The sequence below is a fragment of the Candidatus Mycobacterium methanotrophicum genome (assembly GCF_023515995.1).
Taxonomy (GTDB): domain Bacteria; phylum Actinomycetota; class Actinomycetes; order Mycobacteriales; family Mycobacteriaceae; genus Mycobacterium; species Mycobacterium methanotrophicum.
Genome location: NZ_CP097320.1, coordinates 2,081,077 through 2,103,099, shown reverse-complemented (window position 1 = coordinate 2,103,099; position 22,023 = coordinate 2,081,077). Strand labels below are relative to the sequence as shown.

The window sequence follows — 22,023 nt, the reverse complement described above, 5'->3', positions numbered from 1 at the left end:
CCGAAGCCTGCCGATAGCGGTTCTTGCACGGGGATTCAATTGCCCGCGTCGTCAGCGAGCGTCACCGAGGCGCCAGCCGGGCGGTGTCCAGCGACACGCCCGCGGCCGGCAGCCGGGTCATCAGCACGTCACCCATCGCGGCCGCCGGTGTCAGCACGCCACGCAGCTCCGAGAGCTCATCGCGGTCCATCGCCAGTGCCAGACCGCTTTCCCCCAACAACACCGAGGTGGCGTGGTATCCCGGGTCGCCCTGCTGAGCGATAGTGGCGACATAACGGGCGCCGGTGGTTGTGGTGGTGTAGGTCTCTGCCTTGTAATAGCCGCGCTGCCGAACGGCGGCGCTGGGCCCGCTGCCGGGTTTGGGCAGCACCCGCTGCACCAGTCGGTCTGGCAGCAGCCGGAAATAGCGGTTGCCCAGCGCCGAAACGGTGTTGCCGACCCCGTTGACGACGGCCGACGTGATCGGCGCCACCGCCGACGATCCCAGACTCATGTGCTCGCTGTAACGGAACTGCCTGCCGTACGCCCACTGCTGTAATGCGTTGCTGCGCCGCACGATTCGGGTGTTGATGGGGGCCATCGCGAATCCGGCCGTCCACAAACCGGCCAATTCCGGCGCGATCTGACGGCCCCGCCGCCACCGCAGGTCGGGTTGCGCGCCGAGTTCAGGTTCTGCGCCGCGGTCGGGACTCAGCGTGTAGGGGTCGGCGAACTGACGACGCGCGTTGGGATCACTGGAGACGGTGCGCAGCACTTCCACCGCCGAGGCGATGGTGCCGCCGGACAGTCCGCCGGAGAACGAGCGAACCACGAAGTTGGTCTCGTCAAGCTCGCCGGCGCCGTCTTCGCTCGCCCTCCGGTAAAGCGCGTACACGGTGAGATCCGAAGGGATCGAATCAAATCCGCACGCGTGCACGATGCGCGCGCCGGTGTCGAGCGCCTGCTTGTGGTACAGGTCGATGCTGTCGCGAACGAACGGCGGCTCGCCGGTCAGGTCGGCGTAGTCGGTGCCCGCCGCCGCGCATGCGGCGACCAACGGCAGGCCGTAGCGGCTGTAGGGCCCGACGGTGGTGACGACCACTCTGGTCTGCGCGGCCATCGCATCCAGGGTTGACGGCGACGAGGCGTCGGCCATCAAAACCGGCCAGAACTGTGCCGGGGATCCCAGCGTGTCACGGACCGCGCGCAGGCGGTCAGTCGACCGGCCGGCCAGCGCGATCCGCGCGCCCCCGCCGGCCCGGGCCAGGTATTCGGCGGTCAGCTTGCCCACGAAGCCGGTGGCCCCGTACAAGACGATGTCGTATTCACGCGCCTCGGTCACAGGCGCGACGGTACTCCGAGCATCTCGGGCAACTCGGCGCTCTCCCCCAGCGCATGCTCGGACAGAAAGACGATCACCACCTGATACCAGACCTTGGTGTGCTGTGGCGTCATTACCCAGTGGTTCTCGGACTGGGAAGTACAGGAACCGGTGCGGACTGCTGCCATCCTCGTCGGCCGGCAGCGCCGATGCGCCCAGCAGCCCGTACCACGCCGCAGGCCTTCACCGATCGGCACGCGATAGCCCGAGGCGGCATGGACGACCAGCGTCGGCGTGGCAATCCGGCCGACGAACCGGTGTGGTGAGTTGGCGGCGGTCATCTCCGGCGTCATCTCGCGGCGCCAGCAATAGGCGTGATCGGTTGTCGGGCTGAATTGGTCCAGCGCCCAAAGACTGGCGTGGGTCACGATCGCAGCGAATCGGTCGGTGTGGCCGGCCATCGTTCGACCGGCTCAGGGAGGCCGGCCGACGATCCCATGCGCCGGCCACTGGCCGGGGGGGCAGCCACCGGTCGGGCGCTGCTGCCCGACGGCGATACGGCGGGGTCGCCGTCCGCAGCCCCCGCTCACACGCGGGTCCGTGGATTCGATTTTTGGCCTTTTTCTGGCCGACACGACACGGACCGTGCGAGACCGGATTGGATTCGTCATCTCGGGACACGCCACTATCTCGAACCAATGACAAATTTATTAAGACCGGCTGAACTAATTGTCTGCGCAGGTCACGTCGGCGTGTTCCGCTCACGGGCAGCCGTCGACGCTGAAGTGCCGCAGTGCGCCAAATCACGCACTTTTCGTGAACTGTGTCACGCGTTTTGCCGCGGTTGAACCGATCGGTCTCGGGCCTGGCTCGGGCATCGCCCGTGCTGAGCGGGACACCCCGACTACGGGGTTAGCTAGACGCGTCGCAGGCGGGTTTGGCGCGTCCGTCTTCGTCACGGCCCGCTACCCTGGCTGGCGGCATCAATATCCCGTCCATACCAACCCTTTTCGTCGTCCGCCTAGAGTCGACGACATGATCGACGTCAGCGGCGCGGCTAACACGATCACGAAAATAGGCCTCTCGTTAATATCGCTGTGCAGCAACAGATTCGATCCGTGTTTCGTCAATGGCCACCGTAGATACCTCCCGGCGAGGCAGTCGATCGGCGCTGTGCGTGACTCGCCAACGATGCTCACGGACCATTTGCCAGACTCGGTCCGGCTATCCAGTTTTTCCAATGGACCTTGCTATTGCCGGCGAATCGGTTCCCGATCGCTTGGCGATCCAGACAGCCGTCGCCCCCAACACGATACGGGCACGACCGCAAATTCGAATGGCATATCGGTTCTCGCCAATCATGCATTAAATACTTCGGATCCGGCCGGTAATAATCACAAACAATGAGGTTTTCTCACTTGGGGCTCGTGAGTCTGGTGTGACTGGAGTTTTCGGCGTGTCGTAGTGGCTGGGCGTGGGGTCCTTGCTCAAGGATTCGGTTTCGACGAGGAAACCCGCTCCGCTGCAAAGGACCCCACGTGTTCACCTACTCTGCCATCTGCGACGTGCCGGAGGAAACCCTGCTGCATGTGACCGCGCTGCTGCACGTTCACCGGCGCGAGATCAGAACGCGGGCCGGGCGGCGGTCGGGTACGGTGCGCACGCAGGCCAAGCTGGTGCTGCGGTGGTTCCGCGACGACGCCCCGATCCGGTTGTTGGCGATGGAGGCTGGGCTGCCGATCTCCACCAGCTACCGCTATCTGCACGAGGCGATCGACGTGATCGCCGAACAAGCTCCTGACCTGCACGAAGTGCTCGACCGGGCCAAGGCCGAACAGTGGTCGCACGTGACGCTGGACGGGACGCTGATCGCCATCGACCGGGTGGACGAGCGCAACGAGGCCGGCCATCACCGGTGGTATTCGGGCAAGCACAAAACCCAGGGCGGCAATGTGCAGATACTGGCCGACCCGGGCGGGTTCCCGGTGTGGTCGAGCGAGGTCGAGCCGGGCAGCGTGCACGACATCACCGCCGCCCGCGCGCACTGCCTGGGCGCGCTGTACAAGTCCGCGGCCGACGGGGTGCCGACGCTGGCCGACAAGGGCTACGAAGGAGCGGGGATCGGGGTGCACACTCCGGTCAAGGGCCGCGGCCTGGCCGTGGAGAATCAGAGCTACAACATGCTGCTCACCGCGGCGCGTGCCATCGGTGAACGCGCCAACGCCGAACTCAAACAGCGTTGGCGCTGCCTCCGTCGAATCCGCCTGTGTCCAACCAGGATTGGCGCAGTTGTTGCCGCCGCGATCGTACTATCGACTCTCCAACGCGGAAATTACTGAGAAAACGTCAATGTTGGGCAAGACGCAGTTTGCCATTCAAGTTTTCGGGCGCGTGAGTTCAGCAACTAATTGCGCGGAAAAGTTGCTCGAACAAATCGAAGCCGGGTAAAAGCGAGCCAGACTTCGTTAGCGCCCGGCCCGCAGCAGCCTGCGCATGTCGGCCACCGAGTTGACGTTGGCCAGCGACCGCGACTCGGGTAGCACGATTCGTTGCGCGTCGACCCGATCGACCAACGAACGCATGTTGCGCTCGCCGTCCGCGATCAGCGCATCGACTTGCGCAGCCAGCTCGGTCCGGTACACCGCAGCCAAGTAGTGATCGCGACCATCCCACGGCAACACCACGTCGGCGTTCAGTTCGACCGCCCGCTCGTCGAGCAGGTCAATCAAATCGGCGCTGAGCCACGGCATGTCGGCGGCGCACAGGAAAGCCCGCTTGGCCCCGGCCTCCGCGGCGGTGCGTAATCCGCGTCCGGCGGCAAGCAGCGGACCGAGCCCACGGACGTCGTCACGCACCACGCGGGCCGGCAGTGAAGGCAGGCGTTGTCCGGGCGCGGCGACGACGAATACCGGCTGACACCGCTCCCCGACAACACTGACTACCCGCTCAACCATCGTGATGGGCGGTTCGGCGCCATCTTGGGAGCCAAGAAGTTCGGCGGGAACCGGCATGATGGCCTTGTCCCGGCCCGTCCGTAACGACGCTCCCCCCGCCAGTACCACACCGGCCAACGAAGCCGGCTCAGCCGTGGGCGTCACCTTAGTGCACGGTCCAGGTGTCGCGCCCGTGCAACAGCGATTGCAACGCGACACGGTCGGCCGGCTTGGACTCCTGTGCGGCACTGACCTGCGCCCGGGCCGCGTCGTCATAAGTGGGCCGATTGACCTCACGCAAGATGCCCATCACGGTGTGCTCGAGATTCTGCTCGGATAGCCGCGAGAGCGCGAACGCGTAGGCGGAATCGACGGCATGCGCGTCGTGCACCACGATCTCGTCGGCGCCGACGTCGGCGGTCTTGGCCACCTCGAGTCCATACCCGCACCGCACCGCACAGTATTCGCCGTTGGCGCCGAAGATGACCGGTTCGCCGTGGCGGACGTTGATCACCCGTTCATCTGCTCCTTCTTTGCGCAGCGCGTCGAACGATCCGTCGTTGAAGATCGGGCAGTCCTGCAGTATTTCGACCAAGGCGGACCCGCGGTGCTGGGCTGCGGCACGTAAAACCTCAGACAGGCCGTTGCGGTCGGAGTCCAGCGCCCGGCCGACGAAAGTCGCCTCAGCGCCGAGCGCCAGTGATACCGGGTTGAACGGTTGGTCAAGCGATCCCATCGGCGTCGACTTGGTGATCTTGCCCACCTCGGACGTCGGCGAATACTGACCCTTGGTCAGGCCGTAGATCCGGTTGTTGAAAAGCAAGACGGTGATGTTGACGTTGCGCCGCAACGCGTGAATCAGGTGGTTGCCGCCGATCGACAGCGCATCCCCGTCGCCAGTGACCACCCAGACCGAAAGATCCTCACGCGCCAGCGCCAGACCTGTCGCGATCGCCGGTGCGCGGCCGTGAATCGAGTGCAGCCCGTAGGTTTCCAGGTAGTACGGGAAGCGGCTCGAGCAACCGATGCCGCTGACGAAGACGATGTTTTCGCGGCGCAGCCCGAGCTCGGGCAAAAAGTTGCGGATGGTGTTGAGGATGACGTAGTCACCGCAACCGGGGCACCAGCGGACCTCCTGGTCACTGGTGAAGTCCTTGGCCGTCTGCGGCTGGTCGGTGGTGGGCACGCCGTGGTTTTTGGTCAGCAGATCCGGCAGCCCGAGATCCACGCCGATCAGGTCAGTCATCAGCTTCCCGCTCCCGCTCCGACCGTGGCCGCCGCCAATCTCGCGACCAACGTCTTGTCTTGCTCGATTTCGGCCAGTGTCCCGCCCAGCGCGGCGCGGATGACGCGCCCCACCTCGTCGGCCAGGAATGAGACACCTTGAACCTTGGTGGCGGATTGCACGTCGACCAGGTACTTGCCCCGAAGGAGCAGCGCCAGCTGACCCAGGTTCATCTCCGGTGCCACAACCTGTGGGTAACGATGCAACACCTCGCCCAGGTTGGCGGGGAATGGCCGCAGGTGTCGCAGATGAGCATGCGCAACCTTGATGCCGTTGCGGCGCGCGCGCCGGCAGGCTTCACCAATCGGGCCGTAGGAACTGCCCCAGCCGATCAGCAGCAGTTCGGCGTCCCCGGTCGGATCGTCGACTTCGAGATCGGGAACAGCGATCCCGTCGATCTTGGCCTGGCGCAACCGCACCATCAGGTCGTGATTGGCCGGCTCGTAGGAGATGTCGCCGGAACCGTTCGCGGCCTCCAAGCCACCGATGCGGTGTTCGAGACCGGGAGTACCCGGTACGGCGAATTGCCGAGCGAGGGTTTCCGGATCGCGAGCATACGGCTGGAACGGCTCGTCCGGCTTGGCGAAGACGTGCTTGATGGGTGGCAACTCGTCGACATCTGGGATCCGCCACGGCTCCGAGCCGTTGGCGATTGCCCCGTCCGACAACAGAATTACCGGCGTATGGTACGAGACCGCGATGCGCACCGCCTCCAGGGCGGTGTCGAAGCAGTCCGACGGCGACCGCGGCGCCAGCACCGCCACCGGTGATTCGCCATTGCGGCCGTACATCGCCTGCAGCAGGTCAGCCTGCTCAGTTTTGGTCGGAAGCCCGGTCGACGGCCCACCCCGCTGCACGTCGACGACGAGCAACGGCAGCTCGGTCATCACCGCCAGTCCAAGCGCTTCGGCCTTCAGCGACAGGCCGGGTCCCGATGTGCTGGTGACCCCGAGCGCGCCGCCGTAGCTGGCGCCCAGCGCAGCGCAGATCCCGCCGATCTCGTCTTCGGCCTGGAAGGTGACCACGTTGAAGTTCTTGTGTTTGGAGAGCTCGTGCAGAATGTCCGACGCCGGTGTGATCGGGTAACTGCCGAGGACGACCTGAATGTCGGCCAGCTGGCCGGCCGCGACGATGCCGTAAGCCAGCGCGGTGTTCCCGGAAATCTGCCGGTATTCCCCTGCGGGCAGCTTCGCCGGCGAGACCTCGTAGGTGACGGCGAAGGCCTCGGTGGTTTCGCCGTAGTTCCACCCAGCCTTCAGCGCCAACACATTGGCCTCGGCGACATCGGGCTTACGGGCGAACTTCTCCCTGATGAATGTTTCGCTGGTCTCGATCGGGCGCCCGTACATCCATGACAACAGGCCCAGCGCAAACATGTTCTTGGCGCGCTGGCCGTCTTTCTTCGACGCCCCGATGACCTCGACGGCACCCAGCGTCAGCGTGGTCATGGGAACGGCCTCAACCTTGTAGTCGGACAGTTCGCCGGTTTCCAGCGGGTTGTCCTGGTAGCCGACTTTGGCCAGGTTGCGCTTGGTGAACTCATCGGAGTTGGCGATCACCAGCCCGCCAATGGGCAGGTCGGTGATGTTGGCTTTCAGCGCGGCCGGGTTCATCGCGACCAGCACGTCGGGTCGGTCACCGGCGGTGAAAATGTCGTAGTCAGCGATTTGGATCTGGAACGACGAGACGCCCGGCAGCGTGCCCTGTGGCGCGCGGATCTCGGCCGGATAGTTCGGTTGGGTCGCCAGGTCGTTGCCGAAAAGCGCTGCCTCGGACGTGAACCGGTCGCCGGTGAGCTGCATGCCATCACCGGAGTCGCCGGCGAAACGGATGACAACCTTCTCTAGCTTCTCTAGCTTCTCCGATTTTCTCCGTTCGGGCAGCACCGCACCGGCCCGGTGTGAATCTGGCTGAGATTCCGACCTGGCTCCGTTGTCTTTCGGACCCACGTCCCCGCCTTCCGTCGCTATTGACCGCACGGGCACGTCGCAGCTACCGGTGCGCATGGTCTTCAGTGATCCCCAGGCTGGCTTTTTATGTCGCTGGCGGTACCGATTATTGCACTGTTCTTAGGGATTTAGTTACGCCGATACACACCGTCACGTTACCGCCACTCGGCCAAAATGCGAGGTCAGACACACGCAATTGGGGAACCTTGCGACGAACTGTGGCGTTCGTCACTTTTGCGGACACACCAAGTCTAAGAATCGAAGCTACGTGCCGGTAGCATTGGCTAGCGGCTTCTCTCACCCCGGCCTCCCCTATTTGGGGGAGGCCGGGGTGGCGGGATTTTCCGGACGCGCCGCGGCATTAGGCTCGGTTTCGGGCATGGCAACCAAATACAGCACCAAGCCCACACCGGCGAGCGCACCCAGCGAGCTGAACGCCACGTCGTAGCTGGCGGTCGCCATCAGCCACCCGGCGAGGATGTTCGAAACCGCCGCGCCGACGCCCCACGCTGTGGTCACTGCACCCAGACTGACGTTGAACCGCCCCGTCCCGTGCGTCAGGTCTTGCACGACGAGCGGAAACAGCGCGCCAAAAATCCCGGCGCCGACGCCGTCGAGGACCTGCACGCCGACCAGCCAGTACGAGTTGTCGGAAAACGTGTAGAGGAAGCCGCGAACCATCAGGACCGCGAAGCCCACCAGAAAGATCGGCTTTCGCCCCCAGCCGTCGGCCTTGGCCCCGGCAAGGTATGCCATGGGCGCCATCACGACCTGCGCGGCGACAATGCAGGTGGCCATCAATGCGGTGCCGGCGTCGGCGTTCTGCAATGCCAGCACCTGTCCGACCAGAGGCAGCATGGCGGCGTTGGCGAGATGGAAGGCGACCATGGCCGCGGTGAAGATCAGCAATCTGCGGTCGTGCAGCAGCACCGTGAACCCGGGCGGCTGCGGATGGGGCTCTCCGGGCGCGTGGTCCATCCCGCGCGCCACGTCAAAGTCGATCGCATCGGGCCGGTATCCGTAACGTCGCTAGCACGCTGAGTCCGGCCATCGCGGCCAGCACCCAGAACACCACTGTCGGGACGAAGTAATAAGCCAGTCCACCCGTGACGGCGCCGGCCGTCGCATTGCCGGCGTGGTTGAACGATTCGTTGCGCCCAACCCGTCGGGCGAAGAATTTGGCGCCAACCAGACCCAGCGTGATCGCGGCCAACGCAGGCGCGACGACCGAGCCGGCGACTCCGGTGAGGCCCTGCAAAATCGAGATCGCGACGAAGTGCGGAAACAGCGGCATCGCCAGTGCCCCGACGGTCACCGCGACCGCGCCGGCGATGACCAGCGCCCGCTTGGCGGTGGTCCGATCGACCAAGGCGCCCACCGGTGTCTGCGCGACGATCGCCGCAATTCCACCGACCCCCATCACGAAGCCGATCGACGCCTGGTCCCAATGATGGGTCAGCAGAAGATAAATCGAGAGGTATGGGCCCAACCCGGGCGTTCCGCCCGCATCGTCGCCGGCTAGGCGGTCTTGTCGCGACGCTCGGTGCGGGCCGGCTTGCGCGGCACGATCGTCGGCAGCACATTGTCCTGCACGGTCTCCTTGGTCACCACGACCTTCGCGACGTCGTCACGGCTGGGGATGTCGTACATCACCGGCAGCAGAACTTCCTCCATGATTGCGCGCAATCCGCGAGCACCGGTACCGCGGTGGATCGCCTGCTCGGCGATCGCTTCCAACGCGTCCTGCGTGAACTCCAGCTCCACGTTGTCCATTTCGAACAGCCGGGTGTACTGCTTGACCAAGGCGTTCTTAGGCTGCGACAGGATCTTGACCAGGGAGTCCATGTCCAGGTTCGTCACCGACGCAACCACCGGCAGCCGGCCGATGAACTCGGGAATCAGCCCGAATTTGATCAAGTCCTCCGGCATGACCTCAGCGAAGTGGTCGGTGGTGTCGATCTCGGCCTTGGAACGCACCTCGGCACCGAAACCCAAACCACGCTTGCCGACTCGGTCGGAGACGATCTTCTCCAAGCCGGCGAACGCACCGGCGACGATGAACAACACATTGGTGGTGTCGATCTGGATGAACTCCTGGTGCGGGTGCTTGCGGCCGCCTTGCGGCGGCACCGACGCCTGGGTGCCCTCCAGGATTTTCAGCAGCGCCTGCTGCACGCCCTCCCCGGAAACGTCGCGGGTGATCGACGGGTTCTCGCTCTTGCGCGCGATCTTGTCGACCTCATCGATGTAGATGATGCCCGTCTCGGCCCGCTTGACGTCATAGTCGGCGGCCTGAATCAGTTTGAGCAGAATGTTTTCCACGTCTTCACCGACGTAACCGGCTTCAGTCAGCGCGGTGGCATCGGCAATGGCGAACGGCACGTTGAGCATCTTGGCCAGCGTCTGGGCCAGGTAGGTCTTGCCGCAACCGGTGGGTCCCAACATCAGGATGTTGGACTTGGTCAGCTCGACGGGTTCGCCTGACCGGGAATCGCGTCCCTTTTCACCGGCCTGAATGCGCTTGTAGTGGTTGTAGACCGCTACGGCCAGCATCCGTTTGGCAGTGTCTTGGCCGACGACATAGCCCTCCAGGAAATCGCGGATCTCGGCGGGCTTTGGCAGCTCGTCAAGCTTGACGTCGTCGGCGTCGGCGAGTTCCTCTTCGATGATCTCGTTACATAGATCGATGCACTCATCGCAGATGTATACGCCGGGCCCTGCAATGAGCTTTTTGACCTGCTTTTGGCTCTTTCCGCAGAACGAGCACTTTAGGAGGTCGCCGCCGTCTCCGATGCGCGCCATGGTGCTGGGGGCCTACTTCCTGTTCAAAATATTGATCGTGTTATGCCGCGTGTATTTTCACGACGCTACCCGCTTGCTCTGTAGCGATGCGACCGTTAGAGGCGAATCGCGTCGGTGATATTTGTGGACGTCTGCTGCGAACATATCGTCTGGGGCGGCCCCACGCTTGCCGTAACGCGCCACCGTGTCCTTGGCGTGTCGCGGCCGTTATGCGGCCGAGAGGCGAACTTGCTCAGCGACCCTACATTAAACCTGTGGGATTCACCGTGGCCGAGCATACGGCGTTAATCGCCGATGGTGGCCTGGCGACCGAACTCGAGGCACGCGGTCACGATCTTTCGGACGCGTTGTGGTCGGCTCGTCTGCTGGCAGACGCCCCGGACGCCATCACCGCGGCGCATTTGGCCTTCTATCGCGCCGGGGCGATGATCGCGACGACGGCGAGCTATCAGGCGTCTTTCGACGCCTTCTCTGCCGCCGGAATCAGCCGCGGCGACACCGCCCGGTTGCTTCGGCGCAGCGTCAAGCTCGCCAAGACTGCGCGCGACGCAGCGGGCGGCGGCGACCGTCGAGTGGCCGCGTCGGTAGGCCCCTACGGCGCCGCCCTCGCCGACGGTTCGGAATACCGCGGGCGCTACGGACTTAGCGTTAGGCAGCTGGAGAACTGGCACCGGCCTCGGTTGGAGGTGTTGGCGGACGCCGGCGCCGACATGCTGGCGCTGGAAACCATCCCCGACGTCGACGAGGCCCAGGCCCTGGTGAATCTGGTGGGCTCGCTTGGCGTGCCGGGATGGCTTAGCTACACCATCGAGGGCACACACACCCGCGCCGGTCAGCCGCTGGCCGACGCCTTCGCCGTGGCGACCGGGGTACCCGAGGTTGTGGCGGTCGGAGTCAATTGCTGCGCACCCGATGATGTGCTGCCGGCGATCGAGCCGGCCCGGGAAATCGGCAAACCGGTGATCGTCTACCCCAACAGCGGCGAGCGCTGGGACGGAGGGGCTTGGACCGGGCCGTCCCGGTTCTCGCCGCAACTCGCTGCACAGTGGGTTTCAGCGGGCGCGCGCATCGTCGGGGGATGCTGCCGGGTGCGCCCCGCCGACATCGCCGAACTGACGCGCGTCCTACGCCGATGATCAGGCCGTCTGCGCCGACAGCTTCCGGTACTCCAGCACGGTGTCGATGATCCCGTAGTCCTTAGCCTCTTGGGCGGTCAGGATCTTGTCCCGGTCGGTGTCCTTGCGGATCACCGCGGGGTCCTTGTTGGTGTGACGCGCCAAGGTGGTTTCCATCAGCGTGCGCATCCGCTCGATCTCGGCGGCCTGGATCTCCAAGTCCGAGAACTGGCCCTGGATCACCCCGGACAGCGACGGCTGGTGGATCAGCACCCGCGCGTTCGGGAGGGCCATCCGCTTGCCCGGGGTGCCGGCGGCCAACAGCACCGCCGCCGCCGAGGCGGCCTGACCCAGGCACACCGTCTGGATGTCGGCCCGCACATACTGCATGGTGTCGTAGATCGCCATCAGCGAGGTGAATCCACCGCCCGGCGAATTGATGTACATGGTGATATCGCGGTCGGGATCCAGCGACTCCAGCACCAGCAGCTGCGCCATGATGTCGTTGGCCGACGCGTCGTCGACCTGCACCCCGAGGAAGATGATGCGTTCCTCGAACAGCTTGTTGTACGGGTTGGACTCCTTGACGCCGAAGCTCGAATGCTCGATGAACGACGGCAGGATGTAGCGCGCTTCGGGCTGGCGGTCGGGGTTCATAGCGATGTGGCTCCGTTGGTCTCGGCGCGGGTAATTATGTGGTCGACGAACCCGTACTCCAGGGCTTCGGCGGCGGTGAACCAGCGGTCGCGATCCGAATCCGCCACGATGCGCTCGATCGGCTGGCCGGTGAATTCGGCGTTCAGCCGGAACATCTCCTGCTTGATGACAGCGAACTGCTCGGCCTGGATGGCGATGTCGGCAGCGCTGCCGGTCACCCCGCCCAAGGGCTGGTGCATCAGGACGCGGGCATGCGGCAATGCATAACGCTTGCCCTTGGTGCCGGCGGCGAGGAGGAACTGGCCCATCGACGCGGCCATTCCCATCCCATACGTGGCGATGTCACACGGCGCCAGCACCATCGTGTCGTAGATCGCCATGCCGGCGCTGATCGATCCGCCCGGCGAATTGATGTATAGCGAGATGTCCTTGTTGGCGTCTTCGGCGGCGAGCAGCAGGATCTGCGCGCACAGCCGGTTTGCGATGTCGTCATCGACCTGCGACCCCAGAAAAATGATGCGCTCGGAGAGCAAGCGCTCATAGACCGAGTCGACGAGGTTCAGACCCTGCGCGTTCGCGCGCATTTCAGTCCCACGGCTCACGGTGGGTTACCTGCTTTCTTTCAGTTCCGTATTCACGACACTAACCAACTCCGGCCGCCGCGCACTGCCTGAAGCCCCCGCGTTCGCTCACAGCGTCACTTCGTGTCGCCCGACGGCTCCTCGGACGAAGCCGCAGCCCTCACGTCGTCGGCGTCAATGTCATCCTCCTCGGCCGCCGACTCGGGAGGCTTGCCGAAGAACTCGGCGGTGTCGACGAGGTTTCCGTCACTGTCGGTGACGGTGGCCGCCCCGACCGCCGCGGCGATGCTCAGCCCGCGGCGCACGTCGGCGAACACCGCCGGCAGCTGGTTGTTCTGTTGCAGGTAGGTCAGCAACTGCTGGGGCTCGATGCCGTATTGCCGCGAGATCAGCACCAGCCGTTCGGTGATGTCTTGCTGGGCGATCTGGATATCGAGGTCGTCGCCCAGCGCGTCCAGCAACAACTGCGTCTTGACGGCCTTCTCGGCGTTCGTTCGGGTTTCGGCGTCGAACTCTTCCCGCGTCTTGCCTTGTTTTTCAAGCACTTCGGCGAACTTGGCCTGATCGTGGTTGAGACTGTGCAGCGCGTTGTGCAAGGTGTTGTCCACGTGAGCCTGGACGATCGCTTCGGGCAACGGCATGTCGACCTGCTCGAGCAGGGCGTCCACTGTGGCGGTGCGGATCTCCTCGGCCTGCTGGACACGCTTGGCCTGGCGCAATTGATCGGCCAGATTAGCCCGTAACTCGCCGATGGTGTCGAATTCGCTTGCTAATTGGGCAAATTCGTCATCGGGCTCAGGCACCTCACGTTCCTTGACCGCGGCGACAGTCACCGTGACCTCGGCCTCTTTCCCGGCGTGCGGGCCGGCTGCCAGCTTGGTGGTAAAGGTCCGGCTTTCCCCCGCTGTAAGGCCGACGATCGCGTCGTCGAGACCGTCGACGAGCTGGCCGGAGCCGACCTCGCGCGACAGTCCCTTCGCCGCCGCCTCGGGCACGTCCTCGCCGTCGATGTGGGCCGACAGGTCGATCGAGACGAAGTCGCCGGTGGCGGCGGGTCGTTCGACTCCTTTCAGCGTGCCGAACCGGGCGCGCAAGAACTGCAGTGCGGCGTCGACGTCCTCGTCGCTGACTTGGATCGCATCCACGGTGATCTTCAGCGCACTCAGGTCGGGCAGCTCGATCTCAGGTCGGACGTCGACTTCAGCGGTGAAAACGAGCTCCTGGCCGTACTCTTTTTTGGTGACCTCGATGTCGGGCTGGCCTAGTGGCCGCACGTCGGATTCGCTCACGGCTTGGCCGTAGCGGCTGGGCAACGCCTCGTTGATGACCTGGTCGAGCATCGTCTCGCGGCCGAAGCGCGCCTCCAGGAGCTTGGCCGGCGCCTTGCCGGGTCGGAAACCCGGCAGTCGCACCTGCTTGGCCAGCTCTTTGTAGGCCTTGTCGAAATCGGGCTCCAGCTCCGTGAAAGGCACCTCAACGTTGATGCGAACCCGGGTGGGGCTCAACTGCTCGACGGTGCTCTTCACGGGTTTGCTCCTCGGTAGTACTGGTGGATGTTCTTTTGGTCTTCCAACGGGTAAGGCCGTCGGCGGCGGCGCGCCGGTCGGGGTGACAGGATTTGAACCTGCGGCCTTCCGCTCCCAAAGCGGATGCGCTACCAAGCTGCGCTACACCCCGCGGTGACCTCGACGATCCTACGACCAAGCCACCCGCAGCCCGTAGCGGCCTCACCATGAAGTAACGGCACGGCATCATTATTTGGATAGGATGTCGGCCGCGACGTACAGTCGCGCTCGACCAAATACACGCGGGCGTAGCTCAATGGTAGAGCCCTAGTCTTCCAAACTAGCTACGCGGGTTCGATTCCCGTCGCCCGCTCAAGCCGCGCACTTGGCGCGATGGCGGGCTACGCTAAGGGGGCTGAACAGGTCGCCGAAGCCCAGGAGGCCGACGAGTGCAGCCAACGGTGAATTGGGCCGAATCCGGCGTAGCTGAGGAGGCCGACGAATTCAGCACACAGGCGCCGTAGCCGGCGTCGACGTCCAAGGCTCATGCGCACCGCGCTTCGAGCGAGTACGCGCCGCGTTCGAGCAGAACTTCGTGCTGCGCAACGAAGTTGGCGCAGCAGTCGCAGCGTGGGCGGATGGCGAGCTGGTCGTCAACCTGTGGGCCGGTACGGCCGACGCCGCGGGCACCAGGCCATGGCGAGTGGACACGCTGGCCACCGTGCTGTCCGGCACCAAAGGTCTGACCAGCACGTGTGTACATCAACTGGTCGAGCAGGGCGAGTTGGATCTGGACGCGCCGGTGGCCCGCTACTGGCCCGAGTTCGGGCAGGCCGGCAAGGAAGCCATCACCATCGCCATGGTGATGAGCCACCGGTCAGGGGTGATCGGGCCGCGCAAGCGAATGCCGTGGCAGCAGGTCACTGACTGGGATTTGGTCTGTGAACGGCTGGCCGCCGCCGAGCCGTGGTGGGAGCCGGGCGCCGCGCAGGGCTACCACATGACCACGTTCGGCTTCATCCTCGGCGAGGTGTTTCGTCGCGTCACCGGTGACACGGTCGGCCACTACCTGCGCACCGAGATCGCCGAGCCGCTGGGCGCGCAGGTGCACATCGGCTTATCGCGCGCCGAACAACGCCGCTGTGCCGATCTGGTGGAAAAGCCGCACATCCGCCAGATGCTGGCCGACGTCAACGCGCCTGGCTATCCCACCACGCTGGCCGAACACCCCAAGGCCGGCCTGGCGGTATCGATGGGGTTTGCACCCGATGACGAGGTGGGCTCCAACGATCTCGAGCTGTGGCGCGAGGTCGAATTTCCGGGCACTAACGGACAGGTTTCAGCGCTGGGACTGGCGACCTTCTACAACGCGTTGGCGCAGGAGCAACTGCTCAGCCGCCGGCACATGGATCTGATCCGGGTGTCGCAGGGCGGGCTTGACACCGATCTGGTCCTCGGCCCGCGCGTCGCCGACCACGGGTGGGGCCTGGGCTACATGCTCAACCAGCGCTGCGTCAACGGCCCCAACCCGTGGATCTTCGGCCACGGCGGCCTGGGCGGTTCGTTCGGTTTCGTCGACCTCGAGCACCGAATCGGTTACGCATACGTGATGAACCGCTTCGACGCCACCAAGGCAAACGCCGACCCGCGCAGCGTGGCCCTCAGCGATGAGATCTACGCCGCGCTGGGGATAAAGAAGGGCTGAGCCGTCTACTTCTGGCAGGTCGGGCACCAGAAGACATTTCGGCCCTCCAGCTCGGCGGTGCGGATGGTGGTCCCGCATACCCGGCACGCCTCCCCGGCACGCCGGTACACGTAAGTGCGCGGCCGGCCCGGGCCGTACGACGGCGCACCGTGGTCATGCTCGGGCCGTGTCGCGATGATCTTGCCGCGGCGCAAACCGACCTTCATCAGGTCAACCAGATCGATCCATGCCGCATCAAACTCTGCCTCGCCGATGGCCCGGCCGGCCCGATACGGGTCGATGCCGTGACGGAAAAGCAGCTCATTGCGATACACGTTGCCCACACCGGCGATAACCGTCTGGTCCATTAGCAGGGCGCCGATCGGCCTGCGCGACTTGGTAATCCGGGCCCACGGCCGTGCCGGATCGGCGTCGCGACGAAGCGGATCAGGTCCGAGCCGAGACACCACATCGGCAACCTGCGCCTCGTCGATCAGTTCGCAGACCGTCGGCCCACGCAAATCGGTGCCGTATTCGGCCCCGACCATCCGCATCCGCACCTGCCCAACCGGAGCCGGCATCGCGATGTCAGGCGACCGGATCCATTCGGTGAACGTCCCGTACAGGCCGAGGTGAACGTGCACGATGGAGCCGCCGTCATAGTGGTGGAACAGGTGCTTGCCCCACGCCGTGGCACGTTGCAGCACCCGATTGTCGACAGCGGTCGACGCCGCTGCGAACCGACCCTGCGGACTAGAGACCGCAACTGGCGCACCGGCATATCGGCGCTGGTGCAGCCGGGCCAGCCGATGCAGGGCATGCCCTTCAGGCACGCCTGGTCTTAACCCAGCGCGCCGGGCACCGGCGGCGCCTGGTGAGTGCGTTCGTATTCGGTCAGGATGTCGATACGCCGTTGGTGGCGCTGCGCGTTCGACCACGGTGTGGTCAGGAAGGCATCGACGAAGGACAGCGCCTCCTCGACGGTGTGCATGCGGCCACCGATTCCGATCAGCTGGGCGTTGTTGTGCTGGCGGGCCAACGTCGCCGTCTCGACGCTCCAGGCCAGCGCACAGCGGGCCCCCGGCACCTTGTTTGCTGCCATCTGCTCACCGTTGCCCGACCCGCCGAGCACGATACCCAGGCTGTCGGCGTCGGCCACTGTGCGCGTGGCGGCGTCAATGCAAAACGCAGGGTAGTCGTCCTCGGCGTCGTAGCTGAAGGCCCCGCAGTCGATCGGCTCGTGCCCGGTTTTCTTGAGGTGATCGATGATCTGCTGCTTGAGCTCGAAGCCGGCATGGTCAGAGCCGAGGTAGACGCGCATGCCCGCAATCCTTACCCACGGGCGCTCATCGGCGCAATGCGGGCGCGGCGATCGCAAGCGCGGCGAAGCCCGGCGCAGCGAGTCGCCGCCGGACTGATCTAGTCGAATTCCGGCTTCTCGGTGCGGGTCCGCTTGAGCTCCCAGAAGTGCGGGTTGGCCGCGAAGGTCACCGAGGCGTCCCACAGCTTGCCGGCCTCCTCGCCACGCGGAATCTTCGACAGCACAGGGCCGAAGAACGCCACCCCGTTGACGTGGATGGTGGGTGTGCCGACGTCTTCGCCGACGGGATCCATCCCGGCGTGATGGCTCTTGCGCAGGGCGTCGTCATAGGCGTCGGTGTTCGCGGCGTCGGCCAGCTCGGGCGGCAAACCCACCTCCGCCAGCGACTGCTTGATGACGTCATCGAGGTCTTTGTTGTCCTCGTTGTGAATGCGGGTGCCCATCGCGGTGTACAGCGGCGCGAGCACCTCGGCGCCGTGGGCCTGCTCGGCGGCAATCGCCACGCGCACCGGTCCGAAGGCCTTCGCCAACCGTTCGCGGTATTCGTCGGGCAGACCTTCGCGGTTCTCGTTGAGCACCGCCAGGCTCATCACCCGGAAATTGACCTCGATGTCACGGACCTTCTCCACCTCCAAGATCCACCGCGACGTGATCCAGGCCCACGGGCACAGCGGATCAAACCAGAAACCGGCAACGGACTTCTCAGGCATGCGGAGTCCTCTCTTCGGTGGTTCGGTTAAACGTCCAACACAACCCTAGCCGCGGCGGTCCTGTTCCCTTCCGCTTAAGTTGGACACGTGGCACTTCCGAACCTCACCCGTGACCAAGCCGTCGAACGCGCCTCGCTGATCACCGTCGAGGACTACCGAATCGATCTGGATCTCACCAACGGCAACGGCGGACCGGGCGACCGTACCTTTCGCTCGATCACCACCGTGACGTTTGACGCCCTCCCCGGCGCCGACACCGTCATCGACATCGCCGCCGACAAAGTTCACCGGGCCACCCTCAACGGCCGCGACCTCGACGTGTCCGGGTACGACGAGTCGATTGGTATTGCGCTGTCCGGTCTGGCCAAAAACAACGTCGTGGTGGTCGACGCCGACTGTCTGTACTCCAACACCGGCGAGGGCCTGCACCGCTTCGTCGACCCGGTCGACGGCGAGGTGTATTTGTACTCACAGTTCGAAACCGCCGATGCCAAGCGGATGTTCGCCTGCTTCGACCAACCCGATCTCAAAGCGACGTTCGGCCTGTCGGTGACCGCACCACGGCATTGGCAGGTGGTGTCCAACGGCGCCACGGTAAGCGTGGCGGACGGCACGCACACGTTTGCCGCCACGCCGCGGATGAGCACCTACCTGGTGGCGCTGATCGCGGGCCCGTACGCACGTTGGGATGACAGCTACAGCGATGAGCACGGCGAGATACCCTTGGGCATCTTCTGCCGAGCCACGCTCGCGGAGTTCATGGACGCCGAGCGGCTGTTCACTCAGACCAAGCAGGGATTCAGCTTCTACCACAAGAACTTTGGCGTGCCATACGCATTCGGCAAATACGACCAATTGTTCGTCCCGGAGTTCAACGCGGGCGCGATGGAGAACGCCGGAGCGGTGACGTTCCTGGAGGACTACGTTTTCCGCAGCAGGGTCACCCGCGCGTCCTATGAGCGTCGCGCCGAGACGGTGCTCCATGAGATGGCGCATATGTGGTTCGGTGATCTGGTCACCATGCGATGGTGGGACGACCTGTGGCTCAACGAGTCGTTCGCCACCTTCGCCTCGGTGTTATGTCAAAGCGAGGCAACCGAATTCAGCCACGCGTGGACGACGTTCGCCAACGCCGAAAAGTCGTGGGCCTACCGGCAGGATCAACTGCCGTCGACGCATCCGGTGGCCGCCGACATCCCTGACCTGGCCGCGGTAGAGGTCAACTTCGACGGCATCACCTACGCCAAAGGCGCCAGCGTGCTCAAACAACTGGTGGCCTATGTCGGCCTGGAGCACTTCCTGGCCGGTCTGCGCGACTACTTCCGCGCCCACGCGTTCGACAACGCCACCTTCGACGACCTGCTGACCGCCCTCGAAAAGGCTTCCGGCCGTGACTTGTCCGGCTGGGGCCGGCAGTGGCTGAAGACCACCGGCCTGAACACGCTGCGGGCGGATTTCGACGTCGACGCCGCTGGCCGGTTCACCCGGTTCGCCGTCACCCAGAGCGGCGCGGCGCCCGGCGCGGGCGAGACCCGGGTGCACCGGCTCGCGGTGGGCGTCTACGACGACGATGGCAGCGGCAAGCTGGTCAGGACGCATCGCGAAGAGCTCGACGTCAGTGGTGAAAGTACGGAAGTGCCCGCGCTGACCGGTGTTTCGCGCGGCAGCCTGGTCCTGGTGAACGACGACGACCTGACCTATTGCTCTCTTCGGTTGGATCCCGGATCCTTGCAGACCGCGCTGGGCCGCATCGCCGACGTCGCCGAGCCGCTGCCGCGCACGCTGGTGTGGTCGGCGGCCTGGGAGATGACCCGCGACGCCGAGCTGCGTGCCCGCGACTTCGTGGCGCTGGTCTCGGCCGGCGTTGCGGCCGAGACCGAAGTGGGGGTGGCGCAGCGGCTGCTGCTGCAGGCGCAGACCGCGCTGGGTTCTTACGCCGACCCCGACTGGGTGCGTTCAGAGGGCTGGCCGGCGTTCGCCGACCGGTTGCTGGAGCTGGCCCGCGGCGCACAGCCGGGTTCGGATCATCAGCTGGCCTTCGTCAACGCGCTGTGTTCCTCGGTGCTCTCGGAGCGCCATACCGCGGTGCTGTCGACGCTGCTCGACGGCGACCTGGCCGGGCAGGGGCTGGCTGGGCTGGTAGTGGACACGGATCTGCGCTGGCGCATCGTCACGGCGCTGGCCACTGCCGGCGTGATCGACACCGGCGTAATCGACGCCGAGGTGCAACGTGACCCGACGGCGGCAGGCAAGCGGCACGGCGCGCAAGCCTCGGCGGCGCGGCCGCAGCTGGCCGTCAAGGAAGGGGCCTGGCAGCAAGTGATCGAGGACGACGCACTGCCCAACGTCGTCGGGCGCTCGATCATCGCCGGCATTGTCGCGCCGGGTCAGGCGGAGCTGCTGAAGCCGTTCACCGAGCGCTATTTCGCGGCGATACGTGGGGTTTGGCAACGCCGGTCGAGTGAGGTCGCCCAGACGGTGGTGATCGGTCTGTATCCGTCGTGGGACATCGGCGACGGCGGCATCGCCGCCGCTGACCGGTTCCTCGCCGACCCCGAGCTGCCTGCCGCACTGCGCCGGCTGGTACTCGAGGGCCGGGCCGGTGTGGAACGGTCGCTACGGGCGCGTCAGTTCGACGGTGGCTGACCACAAGGTCTCCCTCCGCCGCCTCGGCGAGCGTGCGCAGTTGTCCGGCGTTCACGGCGTGTGGCGTACAAACACGCACGCTCGGCGGGAAAAAGCGACTAACTCGGCGAGATGCCGGCGCTGATCACCCGGATCGCGCTGATCAGGCCGTCGATCAACTCGCCGTCGGCGAACGCCGACGCGGCGGCGGCGACGCCAAGCGGCGCGGACGACTCGACGCCCCGGCCGCGCACCTGCGAGCCGTAGGCGACCTCGATCGCGTGCTGGTCGGGTGACACGGCGATCAGCACCGCGTTGTTCGGCGTCTGCACCTTGCCCAGGATCTCGCGGGCCCGCGCCGCGGTGTCGCCGCCCAGGTCGCCGATGTACACGGCGAACCGCGCGCCCGCGGCCCGCGACCCGTAGGTCAGCGCGTCGTCGAGGGTGGCCAGGTCTTTGATCGGGAACGGGTAGTGCACCGACAGCTCGCCCGGCTCGGTGACCCCGGAGATCCGCCCGCTGGTGGTGATCACCCAGCCGGTGGGCAGCTCGGCGGGACTGATGGTTGCGACCTCACCACTTGCCACTGGCGCCACCCCCCGCGCTGAACTCCTCTGCCCCGTGACCGGCGTGCGCCCCGTGCCCGAAATTCTCGTCGGTGGCCGCCCACAAGATCGGGGGATGCGCCCATGGCTCCGACAGCTTGTAGGTCGCCGGGTGTGGGCCCTTATGCGACCAGATCCGCGCGGCAAGCACGATCACCAGCAACAACGGGATTCCCACGACGTAAAGGTGGATTTCCATTCCGCTCACGACGAAAACCGTATCCCACCGACGATCGGTACGTCGGGCTAGGCCGCGCCTTCGCCGAGGTATCGCGCCCAGGACGGGTCAAGTTCTTTGACCGTGGACAGCAGCCGCCAATGCTGGCCTTTGGGCGAGGTCGGCGCCAGCCGCAACGACCAGCCGAGCTCGGTGAGCAATTTGTCACCTTTTCGGTGGTTGCAGGTCGAGCAGCAGGCCACGCAGTTCTCCCAGGAGTGATCGCCGCCGCGGCTGCGCGGCACCACATGGTCGACGGTGTCGGCCTTGCCTCCGCAGTACGCACAACAGAACCGGTCGCGGTGCATCAGCGCCGCCCGTGTCATGGGGACGCGGGCCCGATAGGGCACCCGAACGTAAGACCGAAGCCGGATCACCGACGGCAAGGCGATCGACCTGGTCGCCGAGTGAATGACGGGTCCGGATGGATCCTCGTGCACCATGTCGGCCTTGCCGCAGATCAGCATCACGATCGCGCGACGAACGGGCAATGCGGTCAGCGGCTCGAAGGTGGAGTTCAGCAGCAGCACACGCCGGCGATTCCAGATCGATCCGCTGTCATGCGAGTGGGTGTCGACGCTGGGAACGCTGTGCAGACATGGGCCGATCGCGGGCTCGGTCAAACCTGCCGCGGCACCGGAACTGCGGTGGCTGCGGCGTCTGTTGCGCTGCGCCATACATCCTCCGCCGAACAGTCCACCACGATTTGCCGGCGATCGCACGCCAAATTGGCC

General features: G+C 65.3%; 19 protein-coding genes, 2 tRNA genes and 1 pseudogene. 5 read left to right on the top strand and 17 right to left on the bottom strand.

Annotation, left to right across the window (positions count from 1 at the left end; genetic code table 11):
- Positions 1–61: 61 nt before the first annotated feature.
- On the bottom strand, positions 62–1,321 hold the full coding sequence (locus M5I08_RS11150; RefSeq protein ID WP_219068018.1) for a saccharopine dehydrogenase family protein: 1,260 nt from the start codon (positions 1,319–1,321) through the stop codon (positions 62–64).
- Complete coding sequence (locus M5I08_RS11145) at positions 1,318–1,761, bottom strand: alpha/beta hydrolase family protein (protein ID WP_249763261.1); 444 nt, start codon at positions 1,759–1,761, stop codon at positions 1,318–1,320. Before M5I08_RS11145 ends, M5I08_RS11150 begins: the two co-directional genes overlap by 4 nt.
- A gap of 1,077 nt (positions 1,762–2,838) precedes the next feature.
- Between M5I08_RS11145 and M5I08_RS11140 the strand changes: the two genes are divergently transcribed.
- Positions 2,839–3,639 carry a transposase family protein gene (locus M5I08_RS11140; RefSeq protein WP_249762759.1) on the top strand — a complete coding sequence of 267 codons (801 nt, stop codon included), beginning with the start codon at positions 2,839–2,841 and terminating at the stop codon, positions 3,637–3,639.
- Positions 3,640–3,765: 126 nt separating this feature from the next.
- On the opposite strand, the gene mobA is transcribed toward M5I08_RS11140, so the two are convergent.
- The 5 genes and pseudogenes from mobA to clpX all read right to left on the bottom strand — a co-directional run bounded on the left by mobA (position 3,766) and on the right by clpX (position 10,269).
- Positions 3,766–4,398, bottom strand: coding sequence for a molybdenum cofactor guanylyltransferase (gene mobA / locus M5I08_RS11135; RefSeq protein ID WP_249763260.1), 633 nt, complete (start codon positions 4,396–4,398; stop codon positions 3,766–3,768).
- Position 4,399: 1 nt separating this feature from the next.
- Positions 4,400–5,479, bottom strand: coding sequence for a 2-oxoacid:ferredoxin oxidoreductase subunit beta (locus tag M5I08_RS11130; protein WP_219066654.1), 1,080 nt, complete (start codon positions 5,477–5,479; stop codon positions 4,400–4,402).
- The gene (locus M5I08_RS11125; protein WP_370328607.1) at positions 5,479–7,467 is read right to left on the bottom strand and encodes a 2-oxoacid:acceptor oxidoreductase subunit alpha; all 1,989 of its coding nucleotides are present in this window, start codon (positions 7,465–7,467) and stop codon (positions 5,479–5,481) included. Before M5I08_RS11125 ends, M5I08_RS11130 begins: the two co-directional genes overlap by 1 nt.
- 312 nt (positions 7,468–7,779) lie before the next feature.
- Positions 7,780–8,965 (bottom strand): annotated as a pseudogene (locus M5I08_RS11120) (MFS transporter); the annotation flags it as partial.
- Positions 8,966–8,985: 20 nt separating this feature from the next.
- Positions 8,986–10,269, bottom strand: a complete 1,284-nt coding sequence (clpX, locus tag M5I08_RS11115; protein ID WP_219066652.1) for an ATP-dependent Clp protease ATP-binding subunit ClpX — start codon at positions 10,267–10,269, stop codon at positions 8,986–8,988.
- Positions 10,270–10,535: 266 nt separating this feature from the next.
- On the opposite strand from clpX, the gene mmuM reads away from it, so the two are divergent.
- Positions 10,536–11,405, top strand: coding sequence for a homocysteine S-methyltransferase (gene mmuM, locus M5I08_RS11110; protein WP_370328637.1), 870 nt, complete (start codon positions 10,536–10,538; stop codon positions 11,403–11,405).
- Here mmuM and clpP2 read toward each other — a convergent pair whose 3' ends face one another.
- The 4 genes from clpP2 to M5I08_RS11090 form a co-directional block, all read right to left on the bottom strand.
- On the bottom strand, positions 11,406–12,041 hold the full coding sequence (gene clpP2, locus M5I08_RS11105) for an ATP-dependent CLP protease proteolytic subunit ClpP2 (protein ID WP_219066650.1): 636 nt from the start codon (positions 12,039–12,041) through the stop codon (positions 11,406–11,408).
- Positions 12,038–12,643, bottom strand: a complete 606-nt coding sequence (locus M5I08_RS11100) for an ATP-dependent Clp protease proteolytic subunit (protein ID WP_219066649.1) — start codon at positions 12,641–12,643, stop codon at positions 12,038–12,040. The genes clpP2 and M5I08_RS11100 overlap by 4 nt, the downstream gene beginning before the upstream one ends.
- Before the next feature lie 95 nt (positions 12,644–12,738).
- A complete protein-coding gene (tig, locus tag M5I08_RS11095) occupies positions 12,739–14,148 on the bottom strand; it encodes a trigger factor (RefSeq protein WP_219066648.1) in 1,410 nt (469 codons plus the stop codon).
- A gap of 77 nt (positions 14,149–14,225) precedes the next feature.
- A tRNA-Pro gene (locus M5I08_RS11090) sits at positions 14,226–14,299 on the bottom strand.
- Between the two features lie 130 nt (positions 14,300–14,429).
- On the opposite strand from M5I08_RS11090, the gene M5I08_RS11085 reads away from it, so the two are divergent.
- Positions 14,430–14,500 (top strand) — tRNA-Gly (locus tag M5I08_RS11085).
- A 129-nt stretch (positions 14,501–14,629) separates the two neighbouring features.
- Positions 14,630–15,832: a serine hydrolase domain-containing protein gene (locus M5I08_RS11080; RefSeq protein WP_219066664.1), complete on the top strand. Its 1,203-nt coding sequence runs from the start codon at positions 14,630–14,632 to the stop codon at positions 15,830–15,832.
- Between the two features lie 5 nt (positions 15,833–15,837).
- Here the strand turns inward: M5I08_RS11080 and M5I08_RS11075 are convergent, their stop codons facing one another.
- From M5I08_RS11075 to M5I08_RS11065, 3 genes are all read right to left on the bottom strand, one after another.
- Positions 15,838–16,644, bottom strand: coding sequence for an Fpg/Nei family DNA glycosylase (locus tag M5I08_RS11075; protein WP_219066647.1), 807 nt, complete (start codon positions 16,642–16,644; stop codon positions 15,838–15,840).
- A gap of 8 nt (positions 16,645–16,652) precedes the next feature.
- Positions 16,653–17,132, bottom strand: a complete 480-nt coding sequence (locus M5I08_RS11070) for a ribose-5-phosphate isomerase (protein WP_219066646.1) — start codon at positions 17,130–17,132, stop codon at positions 16,653–16,655.
- A gap of 98 nt (positions 17,133–17,230) precedes the next feature.
- Positions 17,231–17,842 carry a mycothiol-dependent nitroreductase Rv2466c family protein gene (locus M5I08_RS11065; protein WP_219066645.1) on the bottom strand — a complete coding sequence of 204 codons (612 nt, stop codon included), beginning with the start codon at positions 17,840–17,842 and terminating at the stop codon, positions 17,231–17,233.
- Between the two features lie 87 nt (positions 17,843–17,929).
- Between M5I08_RS11065 and pepN the strand changes: the two genes are divergently transcribed.
- Entirely contained in the window at positions 17,930–20,488 is a 2,559-nt protein-coding gene (pepN, locus tag M5I08_RS11060; protein ID WP_219066644.1) for an aminopeptidase N, read from the top strand.
- A 98-nt stretch (positions 20,489–20,586) separates the two neighbouring features.
- On the opposite strand, the gene M5I08_RS11055 is transcribed toward pepN, so the two are convergent.
- From M5I08_RS11055 to M5I08_RS11045, 3 genes are read right to left on the bottom strand one after another with little or no spacing between them, the layout of a single operon-like run.
- On the bottom strand, positions 20,587–21,054 hold the full coding sequence (locus M5I08_RS11055; RefSeq protein ID WP_219066643.1) for a DUF5130 domain-containing protein: 468 nt from the start codon (positions 21,052–21,054) through the stop codon (positions 20,587–20,589).
- Positions 21,041–21,271 (bottom strand): aa3-type cytochrome oxidase subunit CtaJ, encoded by a 231-nt coding sequence (ctaJ, locus tag M5I08_RS11050; protein WP_219066663.1) that lies wholly within the window; start codon positions 21,269–21,271, stop codon positions 21,041–21,043. The genes M5I08_RS11055 and ctaJ overlap by 14 nt, the downstream gene beginning before the upstream one ends.
- 47 nt (positions 21,272–21,318) lie before the next feature.
- Positions 21,319–21,966: an HNH endonuclease gene (locus M5I08_RS11045; RefSeq protein WP_219066642.1), complete on the bottom strand. Its 648-nt coding sequence runs from the start codon at positions 21,964–21,966 to the stop codon at positions 21,319–21,321.
- Between the last annotated feature and the right edge of the window lie 57 nt (positions 21,967–22,023).

Bases quoted from the DNA above. Each gene is read 5' to 3' on its own strand.
- M5I08_RS11145 (WP_249763261.1), bottom strand. From the start codon at position 1,761: ATGGCCGGCCACACCGACCGATTCGCTGCGATCGTGACCCACGCCAGT.
- M5I08_RS11130 (WP_219066654.1), bottom strand. From the start codon at position 5,479: ATGACTGACCTGATCGGCGTGGATCTCGGGCTGCCGGATCTGCTGACC.
- clpX (WP_219066652.1), bottom strand. From the start codon at position 10,269: ATGGCGCGCATCGGAGACGGCGGCGACCTCCTAAAGTGCTCGTTCTGC.
- clpP2 (WP_219066650.1), bottom strand. From the start codon at position 12,041: ATGAACCCCGACCGCCAGCCCGAAGCGCGCTACATCCTGCCGTCGTTC.
- M5I08_RS11070 (WP_219066646.1), bottom strand. From the start codon at position 17,132: ATGCGCGTCTACCTCGGCTCTGACCATGCCGGCTTCGAGCTCAAGCAG.
- M5I08_RS11065 (WP_219066645.1), bottom strand. From the start codon at position 17,842: ATGCCTGAGAAGTCCGTTGCCGGTTTCTGGTTTGATCCGCTGTGCCCG.
- ctaJ (WP_219066663.1), bottom strand. From the start codon at position 21,271: ATGGAAATCCACCTTTACGTCGTGGGAATCCCGTTGTTGCTGGTGATC.
- M5I08_RS11045 (WP_219066642.1), bottom strand. From the start codon at position 21,966: ATGGCGCAGCGCAACAGACGCCGCAGCCACCGCAGTTCCGGTGCCGCG.